Annotated in this window: 11 protein-coding genes and 1 other RNA gene; 1 reads left to right on the top strand and 11 read right to left on the bottom strand. The window is 33.8% G+C overall.

Annotation, left to right across the window (positions count from 1 at the left end; all coding sequences use genetic code 11):
• Positions 1-51: 51 nt before the first annotated feature.
• Entirely contained in the window at positions 52-1,332 is a 1,281-nt protein-coding gene (locus NGI30_RS04520) for a replication-associated recombination protein A (RefSeq protein WP_251520256.1), read from the top strand.
• A gap of 492 nt (positions 1,333-1,824) precedes the next feature.
• Here the strand turns inward: NGI30_RS04520 and NGI30_RS04515 are convergent, their stop codons facing one another.
• From NGI30_RS04515 to yajC, 11 genes are all read right to left on the bottom strand, one after another.
• Positions 1,825-2,595, bottom strand: a complete 771-nt coding sequence (locus NGI30_RS04515) for a tRNA threonylcarbamoyladenosine dehydratase (RefSeq protein WP_251520253.1) — start codon at positions 2,593-2,595, stop codon at positions 1,825-1,827.
• 173 nt (positions 2,596-2,768) lie between these two features.
• Positions 2,769-2,960: non-coding RNA, 6S RNA (gene ssrS / locus NGI30_RS04510), on the bottom strand.
• Between the two features lie 63 nt (positions 2,961-3,023).
• Positions 3,024-4,790: an aspartate--tRNA ligase gene (gene aspS, locus NGI30_RS04505; protein ID WP_251942834.1), complete on the bottom strand. Its 1,767-nt coding sequence runs from the start codon at positions 4,788-4,790 to the stop codon at positions 3,024-3,026.
• A gap of 16 nt (positions 4,791-4,806) precedes the next feature.
• Entirely contained in the window at positions 4,807-6,066 is a 1,260-nt protein-coding gene (gene hisS, locus NGI30_RS04500; protein WP_251520246.1) for a histidine--tRNA ligase, read from the bottom strand.
• 330 nt (positions 6,067-6,396) lie between these two features.
• The gene (locus NGI30_RS04495; RefSeq protein WP_251520228.1) at positions 6,397-7,272 is read right to left on the bottom strand and encodes an N-acetylmuramoyl-L-alanine amidase; all 876 of its coding nucleotides are present in this window, start codon (positions 7,270-7,272) and stop codon (positions 6,397-6,399) included.
• The gene (dtd, locus tag NGI30_RS04490; RefSeq protein ID WP_251520225.1) at positions 7,269-7,721 is read right to left on the bottom strand and encodes a D-aminoacyl-tRNA deacylase; all 453 of its coding nucleotides are present in this window, start codon (positions 7,719-7,721) and stop codon (positions 7,269-7,271) included. The genes NGI30_RS04495 and dtd overlap by 4 nt, the downstream gene beginning before the upstream one ends.
• Before the next feature lie 13 nt (positions 7,722-7,734).
• Positions 7,735-9,924, bottom strand: a complete 2,190-nt coding sequence (locus NGI30_RS04485; RefSeq protein WP_251520195.1) for a RelA/SpoT family protein — start codon at positions 9,922-9,924, stop codon at positions 7,735-7,737.
• A gap of 510 nt (positions 9,925-10,434) precedes the next feature.
• The gene (locus NGI30_RS04480) at positions 10,435-10,953 is read right to left on the bottom strand and encodes an adenine phosphoribosyltransferase (protein WP_251942832.1); all 519 of its coding nucleotides are present in this window, start codon (positions 10,951-10,953) and stop codon (positions 10,435-10,437) included.
• 12 nt (positions 10,954-10,965) lie between these two features.
• Positions 10,966-13,245, bottom strand: a complete 2,280-nt coding sequence (recJ, locus tag NGI30_RS04475; protein ID WP_251942831.1) for a single-stranded-DNA-specific exonuclease RecJ — start codon at positions 13,243-13,245, stop codon at positions 10,966-10,968.
• A gap of 150 nt (positions 13,246-13,395) precedes the next feature.
• Entirely contained in the window at positions 13,396-15,684 is a 2,289-nt protein-coding gene (secDF, locus tag NGI30_RS04470; protein ID WP_251520142.1) for a protein translocase subunit SecDF, read from the bottom strand.
• A 468-nt stretch (positions 15,685-16,152) separates the two neighbouring features.
• The gene (gene yajC, locus NGI30_RS04465; protein ID WP_251520139.1) at positions 16,153-16,413 is read right to left on the bottom strand and encodes a preprotein translocase subunit YajC; all 261 of its coding nucleotides are present in this window, start codon (positions 16,411-16,413) and stop codon (positions 16,153-16,155) included.
• Positions 16,414-16,420 lie beyond the last annotated feature (7 nt).

Here is a 16,420-nt window from a genome sequence, read left to right as displayed (position 1 = left end):
CATTCTATCATTTTTTACGTTAATATTATATTAGAAAGGTGTTGAATGATTTTGACTAATGAACCATTAGCTTCCAAAATGAGACCAAACTCCATAGACGATATTATTTCACAGCAACATCTTGTCGGCCCTAAAGGGATTATCAGGAGAATGGTTGAAACAAAAAGATTATCTTCAATGATTTTTCATGGTCCACCAGGCATTGGTAAAACAAGTATTGCAAAAGCCATTGCAGGAAGCACACAATTTAAATTTAGACAGTTAAATGCTGTTACAAATACAAAAAAAGATATGCAACTCATTGTAGAAGAAGCTAAGATGTCTGGACAAGTAATCCTATTGTTAGACGAAATTCATCGATTAGACAAAGCTAAACAAGATTTCTTATTACCTTATTTAGAAAATGGAAAAATCATACTCATCGGTGCCACGACTTCTAATCCATACCATGCAATAAACCCTGCAATTCGTTCAAGAGCACAAATATTTGAGTTGTATCCATTAGATGAAAATGACATTAGAGTTGCTATTGAGCGTGCAATCGAAAATGCTGAAGATGGTCTAGCATCTTATCATCCACAAGTTGAAGAAGGAGCAATTGAGTATTTTGCTACACAAAGTCAAGGAGATGTCAGAAGTGCATTAAATGCTTTAGAATTAGCAGTATTAAGTGCACAACCAGAAGACGACGTCAGACATGTTACATTGCAAGATGCAAAAGATTGCTTACAAAAAGGTGCATTCGTCAGTGATAAAGATGGCGATATGCATTATGATGTGATGAGTGCCTTTCAAAAATCAATCCGAGGTAGTGATGTCAACGCTGCATTGCATTACCTTGCCCGCTTAATTGAAGCTGGAGACCTACCAACAATTGTACGTCGTTTGCTTGTAATTGCTTATGAAGATATCGGACTTGCTTCACCTGGTGCTGGTCAACGCACGTTAGCTGCTATTGAATCAGCTGAAAGACTAGGCTTTCCTGAAGCAAGAATCCCATTAAGCCAAGCCGTAATTGAACTATGTCTTTCACCTAAATCAAACTCAGGCATTAAGGCAATTGATTCAGCATTGTCTGATATTAGAAAAGGCAACGTCGGACAAATACCTAATCATTTACGAGATGGACATTATTCAGGTGCAAAAGATTTAGGTCGCGCAATAGGATACAAATATCCACATAATTATGATAACGGATTCGTTGCGCAACAATATTTACCGGATAAATTAAAAGATAAAATATATTATGAACCTAAAACAACTTCAAAAACAGAACAACAGTTTAAATCAATTTTCGAACATATTAATCAATCACAACACAAAAACAAGTAATGATTTAAAACAAAATAGAAGCCGGGACATAAATACCTAGCATTAAGCCCATCAAAGATTTTGATCTTTGATGGGCTTGTTATTGCTCGCTTACCTAGGGGGCTGGGTCGAGCCTCGTTCTCGACCCAATCACAGTGGTATACAAGTGACCATTGTCACTTGCATTAAGAAGTACTAGCTTCAAAATATATCTATTTTGAAGCTAGTACTTCTATACAGGTGTCTCGCAAACAACACTTAGTTCTTATATATTATTACTACAAAAAAATAAGACACTTTCGTATAATTTAATAAAAACCACTAAACCAAATTAACGAGGTGTCTTATGTATAAATTTATAACATGTCTCAAGAAACTCTACTGATGGAAACTGAAATGCTTATCCCTGACAAAATACCGTACAAATTGTAAATCATTTAGTAAAAAAATTCTAGAAAATGAATTCAACCATTCCTATGGTGCCTCTTCTTATCATCCTAAAATGTTTTTATTTTATCTCTTATCTTTGATACGTGTGACTGGTATATCTTTTAAAATGTCATTAATAACATAACTTGAACAAATTAATCCTACAACGCTTGGAACAAAAGCATTTGAAGATGGTGGCATTTGCCCTTTTCTTGATGGCGCATTTGCATCTCCAACTTTATCTTTGACGTCTTCTCTAATAACAATTGGACTTTCATCGGAAAAAACAACTGGTATTCCGCGACGAATGCCTAACTTTTTAAGTTTTTGACGTATAATCTTCGCCATAGGATCTGTATGTGTCTGAGAAATGTCTGCAATTTGGAAACGAGTAGGATCTATTTTATTAGCAGCTCCCATACTTGAAATAACTTTAATATCTCTCTTTAAACATTCGTTCATTAAATGTACTTTATACATTATTGTATCACTCGCATCGATAAAATAATCGATGTCATACTCACTAAATAATGCTTCATACGTTTCTTCAGTATAAAACATATGTAACGATGTAACCTTACACTCTGGATTTATTAATTTAATACGTTCTTCCATTAAATTAACTTTACTTTGTCCTACAGTGGTAGTGAGTGCATGTATTTGTCGATTGACATTTGTTATATCCACATCATCTTTATCAATTAAAATAATATGTCCTATATTAGTACGTGCTAAAGCTTCTGCTGCAAATGAACCTACTCCACCTACACCTAATACGACAACTGTTTTTTCTTTTAATAGGTCTAGACCTTCTTGGCCATATGCTAATTCGTTTCTAGAAAACTGATGTCTCATTTAAATCGTTACTCCTTAAAATAATAATGATTCTTATTAAACTACTATGCTTTAATATGTATTATATCGAACGAAACAATGATTGCCAACGTAAGATTAAATCAACTAACTATCTAATTTAAATTTTGCATTTTAAACAAAAAAATACGCAAGACTTAAAGCCTTGCGTACCGATAGAGTCCGTCTGTGCCGTAGTTATAAAATGCTTGATCATTCGGCCTGCTATATAACAGGTGGGTGCCCTGTTTCTTGTTTTGCAAGTCCTCCTTTAGAGGCGTGTGCGCTGCAAGAAAACCTATTGAGCTCCCTGATCAAAGTGCGTTAGGCCCAAATAAAAAGCAAACTTACGAACACTACAGATGACTATCTTATGCTAAATATCATACCACATAATTCCTATTTAGCAAGGATTTGAACTTACATTTAGACTAATGACGGATACGTAAAGATAACTCTTCTAATTGTGCGTCAGACACTTCACCTGGTGCATTAGTTAATAAGCAAGTCGCAGATGCAGTTTTAGGGAACGCAATTGTATCACGTAAGTTCGTACGGCCTGTTAATAACATTACTAATCGGTCTAAGCCTAATGCAATTCCGCCATGTGGTGGAGCACCATATTTAAATGCATCCATTAGGAATCCAAACTGTTCTTGTACTTGTTCTTCTGTGAAACCTAATGCTTTAAACATCTTCTGTTGAATTTCTGCTTCGTGAATTCTTATTGAACCACCGCCGAGTTCATAACCGTTTAATACGATATCATAGGCATTAGCTTGAGCATTTTCTGGTTCAGTTTCTAATTTATCAATGTCTTCTGTTTTTGGTGCAGTGAAAGGATGATGTGCTGCAGTGTAACGTTTAGTATCTTCGTCATATTCTAATAATGGCCAATCAGTTACCCATAAGAAATTTAATTTAGATTGGTCGATAAGATCTAATTCTTTAGCTAACTTAATACGTAAAGCGCCTAAACTTTGAGCAACAACGTTTGGTTTATCAGCAACGAACATCACTAAGTCACCTGATTTAGCACCAGTTAATTGTAATACTTGTTCTACATTTTCTTCTTCGAAAAATCTTGCAATCGGACCACTTAATCCATCATCTACAACTTTAACCCACGCAAGACCCTTGGCACCATAAATATTTACAAATTCTGTTAAGCCATCCATATCTTTACGTGTATATTGATCGGCAGCACCTTCTGCTACAATTGCTTTAATTTCACCGTTATTTTCTACTGTATCTTTAAATACTTTGAAATCCATAGAGCGACCTAAATCAGATACATCTTTCAATTCCATACCAAAACGTGTATCAGGTTTATCTGAACCGAAACGAGCCATTGCTTCATTATATGTCATACGTGGGAATGGTCGTGGCACCTCTACCCCTTTAACATCTTTAACTACTTTTTGGAGCATTTCTTCTCCCATATCCATAACATCTTCTTGATCGACAAAGCTCATTTCAATATCGACTTGAGTAAATTCTGGTTGACGGTCAGCACGTAAATCTTCATCACGGAAACATTTTACGATTTGGTAATATTTATCGAAACCACTGATCATTAATAATTGTTTAAATAACTGTGGTGATTGTGGTAGTGCATAAAATTCACCTTCGTGTACACGAGAAGGCACTAAATAGTCACGTGCACCCTCAGGAGTTGATTTTGTTAACACTGGCGTTTCAATATCGAAAAATCCTGTAGAATCTAAATATTGTCTAATTGAACGTGTAGTTTGATGACGCATCTTAAATGTTTGTGCTAATTCTTGTCTTCTTAAATCTAAATAGCGATACTTTAAGCGAATATTTTCATCAACGTTTTGGTTCTCCTCATTAATCGCAAATGGAGGTGTTTCTGATCTATTTATAATTTCAATGTGTGAAACTTGAAGTTCAACTTGTCCAGTAGCAATTTTAGGATTTACTGTTTCAGGATCACGTTTTTTAACCGTACCTTTAACTTCAATGATGTATTCTGATCTTACTGTTTCTGCTGTCGCTAAAGCTTCTTGTGAAAAATCAGGGTTAAATACGATTTGAACAATACCTTCACGATCACGTAAATCAACAAAGATTAGGCCACCTAAATCTCTTCGGTTATGTACCCAACCTTTTAATACGATTTCTTGATCTAAATACTCTTCTGTGACTAAACCACAATACGTAGTACGTTTACTCATTTATATCTTCTCCTTATTAATTAAAAAAGTTTACTATTTCAGATAGTCGAATTGTTTCACTGTTACCTGATTCCATATGTTTTACGTTAATTTGATTGTTTTCTAATTCTTGATCTCCAATAACAACTGTATAGCGAGCTTTCAGTCTATCAGCTTGTTTCATTTGACCTTTAATCTTGCGTTCCATGTAATCTTTATCAGCTTTCACACCGTTGTGGCGTAATTTATTTAACAATTGTACGGCATAATCATCAGCTTCTTCTCCCATCGTAACGATGAAGAGATCTAAATTATTTTCAACACCAAGATCAATGCCTTCTTCTTCTAAAGCCATCAATAAACGTTCGATACTAAATGCAAAGCCAATGCCTGTTTCACTTGGACCATCTAATAACTCTAATAATCCGTTATAGCGTCCCCCACCACAAAGCGTTGTGATTGCACCATCATAATCAGGATTATCAATCATTAGTTCAAATGCAGTGTGCGTGTAATAATCTAATCCACGAACTAAGTTTGAATCTTCTACATATGGAATATCGAGCTCATCTAAATACTGTTTTACATTTGCAAAATATGTTTTTGATTCTTCGTTTAAATAATCGTTAATTTTTGGTGCATTTTGAATGGCTTCATGATTTTGGTCTACTTTACAATCTAGTATTCTCATTGGATTCGTGTGTAGTCTAGATTGGCAATCAGAACAAAACTCGCCTATCACAGGTTCAAAATGTTTAACTAACGCTTCATTGTATTCTTTACGTGAATCAATATCACCAATACTATTAATTACAAGTTTCAAATGTTTTAAACCGAATGATTGATATATATGCATAACCATCGCTAATACTTCGGCATCAATTGCTGGATTCTCAGCACCAATTGCTTCTACACCGAATTGAGTAAATTGTCTATAACGTCCGCGTTGTTTACGTTCATAACGGAACATTGGACCATTATAATAAAGTTTAACTGGTTGATTCGGTAAACCTTGCATTTTGTTCTCAATATATGAACGTACTACAGCCGCTGTACCTTCTGGTCTTAACGTAATGCTACGGTCACCTTTATCTTTAAATGTATACATTTCTTTTTGCACAACATCAGTTGAATCACCCACGCCTCTAGCAAATAAATCAGTGCTCTCAAATATAGGTGTTCTAATTTCTTGATAATTATATAATTTCATTAATTCATGTAATTTTGCTTCTATCAACTGCCATTTTTTGGTTTCTTCAGGTAAAATATCTTGTGTCCCTCTAGGAATATTTATCATAAACAACCTCTCCTTTTCGACAATAAAAAAGCCCCTTGCATGACTATACAGTCATACAAGGGACGAAACTCCGTGTTGCCACCCTTATTGGTTACAATAACAAAAAGTGTAACCCACTTCATACGAATAACGTTCGTTAAACGGCTTGTATAAGCACCTGTTCTTGTGTTTAAACCCAAAATTACTCAGCATAATGTTTCAGCCTAGCATTACGTCTCTACGCACAATTATTGTACTACCTGTTTCATAGTGAGTCTTCAAGAATCATAACGGTTTTAATATAGAATTCAAGTTATATGTTAACTGTTTTTGAAATGATTTGCAACATATTTAACCAGAGAAATAAGTTTCTAACCCATCGACTATGCCACGTTCTACAATTTGTCTGTGTAATCTATCCTTAATCATATTCTCATCTGTTGGATTACTGATATAGCCCATCTCTATTAATACAGCTGGTATATCAGTTTGTCTTAAAACTTGATAGTTTTGTTGTCTTGCACCTTTATTTGTCAACAATGCTTTTTTCTGTAAGCTCGCATTTAACGTTTGGGCTAATGTTTGTTGATTTTGTTTAAACCAATAAACTGTGCTACCGTTTGCTTTATCTGATTTTAATGCGTCGTTATGTATACTGATATAAGCATCACCTTTAATATTTCGATCATCAAGTGACACATATGTATCAGAATTACGTGTCATAGTTACAGTTGCACCTTTTTTCTCAAGAAGCTTTTTTAATTCTTTAGCTGTTTTCAAAGTGTAAGTCTTTTCTTTACTTTTTTTATTTGTATTACTGGAAGCTCCTTCATCACTGCCCCCATGTCCAGGGTCTAATACGATTGTTTTTTTCTTAAGTGGTTTTTTGTTAGGGTTAGCATCAGATTTGATATTGAGGTTGGTATGCCACCCAGCAATCCAACCTTTTTCTTTACCATTAGATGACTCTACTTGAATCCATTTTCCTTGTTCACTTACTTTGTTGAAGTTTTGCCCTTGGTGTACTTTATTTAATTCAGGATAAACAGGACTTGGTCCGGTTCTTAACTCAGCGTTCTCTGTAACATAAATATTATTACTATCTTTATCATTAACATTTAATAATGCAATGATTAAAATTACAAAGAAAACAAAAGAAATTGCGATAATTAATGAAGGTAAATTTAAAAGATTATGTTTCTCTAACCATGCGATGATTTTTTTCATATTATTTTGCCATCCTGACTTTCGTATATAACAGTCACAGGTCCATCGTTTGCGATATCTACAAGCATGTCTGTACCGAATTCACCTGTTTTAACTTCAATTCCGTAAGCACGTAATGCATCATTGAACTGTTCATACATTTCTTTTGCTTCTTGTGGTGGCATAGATTTAGCAAAACCTGGGCGGTTTCCTTTTCTAACATCTGCATATAATGTGAATTGAGAAATAGATAGAATCTGACCTTCAATTTGTTGAATATTAAGATTTAACTTACCACTTTCATCTTCAAATAATCGTGCATTAGCGATCTTTTTAGCTAAAGTCTCTATGTCAGCTTTAGTTGAAGATTGGCCAACCCCAACGAGTAAACAAAAACCTTGATTTATACTATTTTCAATGGATTCATTAGTAACCTTTGCTTCTTTTACTCTTTGAACCACTATTTTCATTTATGTTGCACCTCTAATTCCATACTCTCGTGACGGTATACACATCTCCGAGCTGTTTAATTTTATCTACAACTTGGTATACTTCGTTTACATTTTTTACCATAACGCTAATATTAATAACTGCATTTTTATCCACATCAGATCTACCAGCAAATTTGACAAGGTTGCTCTTTGTAGAATTTACAGCCTGTAATATTTCATTAAGTAGTCCATTTCTATCATATGCATTAACTTCTAAATCAACTTGATATCGTTGTGAAGAGTCTTTAGAACGCACCCATTCTACGTTAATTAAACGGTTTTGTTCGTTTCTAATATTTGGACAATCAGTTCTATGTACCTTTATACCATGACCCTTCGTGATATAACCTACAATATCATCTCCTGGGATTGGATTACAACATTTTGATAATTTGATCAAGACATTTTCAATACCTTCAACATAAACTCCACTGTCAGTTGTAATGCCGTCTTTTATAGGGATTGATTTGCTTATTTCTTGTGCTTCGTTAAGTGCTTTCTGTTTATCTAAAATACGTTGCTTTTCTGTTAATTTATTTGCGATTTGTAACGACGTCACACCGCCGAACCCAACTGCTGCAAATAAATCATCTTCATTTGTAAAGTTATATTTCTCATTTACGATTTGAATATTTTCATCCGTTAAAACATCTTCAACTCTAAATCCTTGATCTTTAATTTCCGCTTCGACCATGAACTTACCTTTTTCGATGTTCGATGAACGATCTTGTTTTTTGAAGAAACTTCTAATTTTACTCTTCGCACTTGAGGATTTAACAATTTTTAACCAATCACGACTTGGACCATATGAATGTTTACTCGTTCTAATTTCAACGATATCACCTGTTTGCAAGACATAATCGATTGGTTCTATTTTACCATTTACTTTGGCGCCAATCATCTTATTTCCTACTTCACTATGAATCGAATATGCAAAGTCTATTGGAACGGCACCATAAGGTAATTCGATAACATCACTTTCAGGCGTGAAAGCATACACTTTATCACTTTGTAAATCAAACTTCAGTGTTTCCATAAATTCTTGCGCATCTGAAGTGGTATTATCTGTTTCGGCTAATTCTTTTAACCAATTCAGTTTTTTATTAAAATTCTGAGATTCGTCAGTAACTTGTTTGCCTTCTTTATATGCCCAATGCGCAGCAACCCCATGTTCAGCTATTTCATGCATTTCAAAGGTACGAATTTGAATTTCTAATGGATCACCGTTAGGCCCAACAACGGTGGTGTGTAATGATTGATACATATTTTGTTTAGGCATTGCAATATAGTCTTTAAATCTACCTGGCATAGGTTTCCATAAAGTGTGAACTAAACCTAATACAGCATAGCAATCATTAATCGAATTAACGATCACTCTTATAGCTAATAAATCAAATATTTGATCAAATTGCTTCTTCTGTTTCACCATTTTTCTATAAATGCTATAAATATGCTTAGGTCTACCGTTAATTTCACCATCGATTTTCATTTTAGTCATATCTACATTAATACGGTCAATGGCATTTTGAATGTATTCTTCTCGTTCGCTTCTTTTCTTTCTCATTAAATTGACAATTCTGAAATATTGCACGCTATCTATATATCGTAAAGAAGTATCTTCTAACTCCCACTTAATCGTATTAATACCTAAACGATGCGCTAATGGTGCGTATATCTCTAAAGTCTCTCGAGAAATACGAATTTGTTTTTCTCTTTTCATTGCCTTTAACGTTCTCATATTATGTAGACGATCAGCTAATTTAACTAAAATGACACGCACATCTTTAGCTATAGCAATAAATAACTTACGGTGATTTTCAGCTTGTTGTTCTTCTTTTGATCTGTATTTCACCTTTTTAAGTTTAGTCACACCTTCAACGATGACTGCAATTTCTTCATTAAACATGCCTTTTACATCATCAAATGTATAAGGTGTATCCTCTATTACATCATGTAAAAACCCAGCGACAATGGTAGGCCCGTCTAAATGCATTTCAGTCAAAATACCTGCGACCTGAATGGGGTGCATGATATATGGAAGGCCATTTTTACGAAATTGTCCTTCATGTGCTTCATATGCGATATGATAACTTTTTAGCACAAACTCATAATCTTCTTTTGTTAAATATGATTTGGCTTTATATAATACCTCATCCGCACTATATGGATATTCATTATTCATTTGAGACCCCCCATTCTATTTTAAACATCAATTTCAATATTTATCTGTCATATTATTACAAAAATTCAAGATAAGAAAGAAATTTAACATGATATCATTGTTTACTTGTTTTACCCATATAACGATAGTAAAAGTACGATTTTCATAATAATAAATACATATACTGTATTTATTATTATGCACCTAGTAGTTACTTGAAAGTGTGATTGATGACAAGTTCTAAATGCAAATTTCTATTTCGAATACGTATTATCCTTAGGTTTAAGTTACTAATATGACATTATAATTCTTACTCTATAATTTTTGATAATAGTTATATAATACTACATGTTATTAAATAAATAAATGCGTTCAATAGATGAAATAACATTTTGTATAATGCGTTACAGCAATTTAACTAAATTGGAAACATTTCCATCTTAGTGTATAAATATTTGGCATAGAGAAAAACCAAATGACCGCCAACATCTTTGGCATCACTTGGTTTTTAATTAATATTTACACTTTCTATTATTCGTCGTAAGAGATTAATCGCATAACATCATAATCTTTTAATTTATCAATACCATTTAAATATTTAAGTTCAATTATGAAAGCTAAACCGACCACAATGCCGCCTAATTTTTCAACGATTTTAATCGTGGCTTCTACTGTCCCACCAGTTGCCAATAAATCGTCAGTAATTAATACGCGTTGACCTGGTTTAATAGCGTCTTTGTGCATTGTTAAGACATTTGTTCCATATTCTAAATCATATTCATAACGCTCGACTTCCCTAGGTAACTTACCTTCTTTACGCACTGGAGCAAAACCTATTCCCATTGAATACGCTACTGGACAGCCGATTATAAAGCCACGTGCTTCCGGACCTACTATAAGGTCTACGTCTCTATTTTTAGCATACTCAACGATTTGATCCGTAGCATAACCATAAGCTTCACCGTTATCCATAATTGTCGTAATATCTTTAAAGTTTACACCCGGTTTTGGCCAATCACTGACTTCTGATACATATTGCTTTAAATCCATACAAACTTCCTCCTAGTTCTCTTTCATTTCATTTCTAATCCATTGTTTCAGATTACCGAAATCTTCATACAACAATCTTTTCTCTACTTCAATTCTTTCAAGGCGTGCTTGGTAAAATTGACTTGATTCAATCGCCGTCTTTTCAGAAGAATGATTTATTTTAATTATACCCTCTTGCTGTTGGATAAATTCTAAATCGATAAATACTTTCAGAATGAACTTCAGTAACTCAGGCTTAATATTTAAATAATTGCAAAGTTGCATCCCATCTTTCGATAAATCTGTCTCTTGCTTAGCAATGAGCGCTTTATAACATTGCTTAAAGGTTTCAATCTTTGGCATACCGTCAAAATATACTGAATGCTTATGATTTAAGACGAGATAAATTTGTGAAGCGTTAATCATTTGTAAAGTAACTTGCAATTCTTTAATTGTCGCAGGTAAATCTCTAAGTACATATTTTTCGTAATCGCGTGGCACATATTCGCCATAGAAATAATAATGCTCACCCAATTTTTCACTTTTTTCATGGATAAAATATGCAACTTCTGTATCATTTTCCTCGAAATTGGTTGTTTTATTTTTACTACGGTAATCCAACACTTGTAAATTATTACTTGCTAGATCTTGAATCATAAATTGAGGAGATTGATGACCGTTCCACTCATTAATTTGTAATGTACCGATAACATTGATAGGTTGTTGTTGCCCTAATTCGTGTACGAGTTTACCATTTTGCCAATAGAGGGCTTGAAGTTGACTTTGACCTATTACGAGTTTTAAATGTCTTTTATCTTGGCCGATACCTTTCGCTTGATGTACGTTAACATCTTGTAATTCAAAGCAAGGGCTTGCAAAATCAGTACCGAATGGTCGCAACCTTTCAATATCACGAATGTTATCAATCGTTATCTCAGATTCATTAATTTGCACGTCTACCTTTTTACTTGGTTCTAATGATGTTGTTTCAGCAAGTTGATCCATCCATGCATTTAACGCTTCTTGTAACGGCTCTACATTTTCAATAGGCATAGTCATACCAGCTGCCATATGATGACCACCAAATTTAGAAATTAAATCTGAATGACTATTTAATATTTCAAACATCGAAACTTGAGCGATACTTCGAGCTGAACCTTTCGCATGGTCTTGAATATCATCAATATTCAATATCAATGTAGGTAAATGATATGTTTCGACTATTTTTGATGCAACGATACCTAGCACACCTTCATGCCAATCTCTTTCGGCAAGTAGTAAGAACTTATTGCCTTGTTGAACTTGTGTCTCAGCCATTTCTAAAGCTTGTTCTGTGATTTTTGCAACAATATCTTTACGTTCTTGATTAAAGAATTCTACCTGTTCAGCGAGAAATTCTGCCTCGTCTTCAGAGTCTGACATTAATAATTCAGCTGCAAGTCCCGCATCTTCAAGTCTGCCCACTGCATTAAGTCTTGGGCCAATTACAAAACCGACCGTTTCTTCATTAATATCATCATTATAAGCAGCTTGCTTTAAAATGGACTTGATTGAAGGTGGACAATGATCATTTAATACTTCTAAACCTTGTTTAACCAGTGTTCTATTTTCATTAGTTAAAGAAACTAAATCAGCTATTGTCCCTATAGCCACTAAACCTACAAAGTATGACGGCGGTTGTGATAATAAAGTTTGTGCTAATTTATAAGCTACGCCCGCACCACATAGATATTTAAAAGGATAATCAAAATCAGGATGCATTGGATGTATGATTGAATGAGCATTCGGTAAAGTTCTACCGATTTCATGATGGTCTGTGACAATAACGTCAACGCCTAATTCTTGTATCATTTGAATTTCATCGTGACCCTGGATGCCATTATCTACGGTGATAATAAGTGATATACCTTCATCATATGCATTTTTAAAGGCCATTTCATTTGGTCCATAACCTTCTGAAAAACGATTTGGTATATACCAGCCAACGTGTGCACCAAGTTCTTTAAGCGTATTTACTAGTATTGTGGTTGATGTCACACCATCTGCATCATAATCTCCATAAACTAATATCTTTTGATTTTGGTCAATAGCAAAGTTAATACGTTCTACTGCTTTTGACATATCGCTGAGTTGCCATGGATCATGTAATGTTTGTGTACCTGATAGTATTGAGTCAATCGTATCTTCAGCAATGAAACCTTTGCTTTCTAATATTTTCTTGACTATTGGAGATAACTTAAACTTAGATGCAACTTCTTCTGATATTTCAGTTTCGGGTGTTTGAATATCCCAATTAAATTTAGATTTAATCATACGTCTCTCCCTCGTTTCCACAAGCCATTATACAAAAGATAACCTAAAATAAAAAGTAGTTTACCAGTGCCGTTACTTATTGTATTTATTTCATTTAAATTAAAAAGCCATAATTCATGATTTATCATGAATTATGGCTTCATCTGATTATTAAACGAGGATTTTTTCGTCGTTTGATTTTTTCTTCTTATGAACAACTAATTTGTTGTTATCTGATTTTTTCAACTGACGTTTTTTCATAATGCCCCATAAAGGAACAGCGACGAAGACAGATGAGAATACACCTGAAATTAATCCGATTAATAATGCTAATGAGAAATTAAAGATACTGCTTGCACCTAAAATAAGTAGTGCTATAACTACAATTACAACAGTTAATACTGTAGTGATTGAACGTGTCATTGTTTGACGTATTGATCTATTCACAATATCATCAATTTGTGACTTGTCAGTAATCACTTTAACTTTTCGTAAGTTTTCTCTTACTCTATCGAATGTAACGATTGTGTCGTTGATAGAATAACCGATAATCGTTAACACAGCAGCGATAAATGTGATGTCGACTTCAAGTCGGAATAAGCTGAATACAGCAACAATCATAAAGGCATCGTGTAATAATGACAAGATTGAGGCTAAGCCCATGCGCCATTCGAATCTGAATGTGACATACAAGATAATACCAATTGCAGCATACGCAAGTGCTAACATTGCGTTCTTAGCAAGTTCTTGACCAATAACTGGTGATACCGTATTGACTGAAGGATCTTTACCAAATTCATCTTTAATCGTTGATTTAACTTTAGAGACTTCATCTTTTGATAAATCCTTTTTAAATTGAACAGTACCTTGCTTGCCATTACCACCTATAGAAACCTGATCAGGTTTGAAATCTTTTTGTTCCAATACTTTCGTTACCTTTTTATCGCTAACTTGATCTTTCGAGTCAAAATCAACGCGTGTACCACTTGAGAAATCGATACCTAAATTCAATTTGAAAATGAATAAAATAATCGTTCCTACAAGTAATATTAAAACACTTAAAGAAAGTAATGGTTTAGCTAATTTCATGAAATTGATGCGTTCGTAAGGTGTTTTTAAATCGTGAACATCCTTACCTTCGTTGATATCATGAACATTCTTCTTATTAACACCAAACAACCATTTTGATTTCTTAAAGAAGTTTGATGAAACGAGTAATGATAATAAACCTCGTGATAAGAATACTGCTGTAACAAAGATCATTAAAATACCTAATAATAACATTGTTGCGAAACCTTTTACTGAACTTTCACCGAAGAAGAACAGTACTGCTGCAGCAATGACAGTGGTTAACTGTGCATCGACGATTGTTAAGAAAGAGCTTTTATTTGCTTTCTTATACGCTTGTTTAAGCGTTCGACCAATCTTGAGTTCATCTTTTATCCGTTCGTACATAATGATATTAGCATCGACAGCCATACCTACACCAAGCACAAGGGCAGCAAGACCAGGTAATGTTAACACACCGGAAATAAAGTTAAATGCTAATAACGTTAAGTAAATATAAGCAGTTAACGCTATTGTTGCAACGAGACCCGGTAATCGATAGAACCCAATCATAAATAAGTAAATTGCCGCAATACCAATAAGTGAAGCAAACACTGTTTTATTTAAGGCATCTTGACCAAATTGTGCTCCCACTGAGTTTGAATAAATCTCTTTTAAATCTACTGGTAATGAACCAGAATTTAATAAATCAGCTATTTGTTTGGCCTTTTTAACGCCTTCTTCACCATTGAAGTTACCAGAAATTTCAACGCTGTCTGAATTAATTGGTTTATCTACGGAAGCGGCAGATACGTATTTAGGCTTTTTGTGGTTTTCTTCTTTCTTTTTCTCTTTATGATAAGAATCGCCTTTTTCGTAATCTAACCACACAACCATCATATTTTCGCGTTTTTTAGAAATTTTTTCTGTAACTTTTCTAAATTTATCGCTATCTTTTACTTTAAATGTAACAGCGGGTTGGTTCGTATTTTGTTTAAATTCTTGCTTCGCAGAGCCCTGTTTCAGATCTTTACCTGTTAACATTACGTGATCATTAGCATCACGAATCGTTAAGTTAGCTTGTGAAGATAAAATATCTCTCGCCTGTGATTGATTTTTAACTCCGGCAAGTTGAACACGGATTCTGTTTTTATCTTCGACTTGAATCTTCGGCTCCGAGACCCCTAAGACGTTGACACGATTTTCTAGCGTTTTTGCAGTTGCTTTTACTGCTTTATCGTCTACCTTATCGCCTTTTTGAAGAGGGTTAACTTGATATAATACTTCGAAACCACCTTGTAAATCTAGACCAAGGTTTACATCTTTTACTACCTTTTTATATGTAAGTCCCATGCCCGCGAACAATAGAACTACAAGTAATAAGAACGCAACTATTCTACTACCTTTCTTCACTTGAACACCTCATTGTAAGCTTATGTTTTAAGAATACTCGATTAAATCATAATATTGCAAGTTAAAGTCTATAATTATGATTTTCTAACGGCGATATATATCTTAACATATTACATTGTTTGTAAAAACAAACACATGAAATCATTTTTACAATCCTTTCGATTGAACATGCGTCATTGTATCACTTTTGGTAAATTTAATAAAAATGACAACTACTATAGTATAACATGTATTGTCAATTTCCTTAAAAGCAAATCAAAATAAACAATGACCAAATATACCACTCATCCATTTTGTTTTTTTGAAATATAAAATGATATTTTCCAGTAAAAGTGAATAAATTTGAACAAATACAAAAACGATGACCTCTACAAATAGCTGTAGAAATCATCGTTTATTTTAATATGTGTAATATCAATGTCTTAAACACTTTACACATTTATTCTTCGTGAACCTTCAGTTTTACAACTATGAAGGATCAACTTGTTTGATTGCTGGTTTTTCTAAAGTAACTTCAGTGCCACTGCCATTTAAAGTTAATACAACAGTTGTTTCATCAACACTACGTACTGTACCTTTAATACCACCAATTGTAGTTACGCGTTGACCTGATTCAATTTGATTGATCATTTCACGATGCTGTTTTGCTTTCTTTTGTTGTGGACGAATCATTAAGAAATACATTAATACGATTAATAAGACAGGAAAAATAAACTGTAATGTATTCATTATTATA

Source organism: Staphylococcus sp. Marseille-Q5304, from assembly GCF_943737015.1.
Classification (GTDB): domain Bacteria; phylum Bacillota; class Bacilli; order Staphylococcales; family Staphylococcaceae; genus Staphylococcus; species Staphylococcus hsinchuensis.
Note: the sequence above shows the minus strand (reverse complement) of the source record. Positions and strands in the feature narration are given on the sequence as shown.

Coding starts and splice junctions, on each gene's coding strand:
- NGI30_RS04515 (WP_251520253.1), bottom strand. CDS start 2,595: ATGAGACATCAGTTTTCTAGAAACGAATTAGCATATGGCCAAGAAGGT.
- NGI30_RS04480 (WP_251942832.1), bottom strand. CDS start 10,953: ATGGATTTAAAGCAATATGTATCAGAAGTCAGTGATTGGCCAAAACCG.
- NGI30_RS04485 (WP_251520195.1), bottom strand. CDS start 9,924: ATGAATAATGAATATCCATATAGTGCGGATGAGGTATTATATAAAGCC.
- NGI30_RS04495 (WP_251520228.1), bottom strand. CDS start 7,272: ATGAAAAAAATCATCGCATGGTTAGAGAAACATAATCTTTTAAATTTA.
- aspS (WP_251942834.1), bottom strand. CDS start 4,790: ATGAGTAAACGTACTACGTATTGTGGTTTAGTCACAGAAGAGTATTTA.
- hisS (WP_251520246.1), bottom strand. CDS start 6,066: ATGATAAATATTCCTAGAGGGACACAAGATATTTTACCTGAAGAAACC.
- yajC (WP_251520139.1), bottom strand. CDS start 16,413: ATGAATACATTACAGTTTATTTTTCCTGTCTTATTAATCGTATTAATG.
- dtd (WP_251520225.1), bottom strand. CDS start 7,721: ATGAAAATAGTGGTTCAAAGAGTAAAAGAAGCAAAGGTTACTAATGAA.
- recJ (WP_251942831.1), bottom strand. CDS start 13,245: ATGATTAAATCTAAATTTAATTGGGATATTCAAACACCCGAAACTGAA.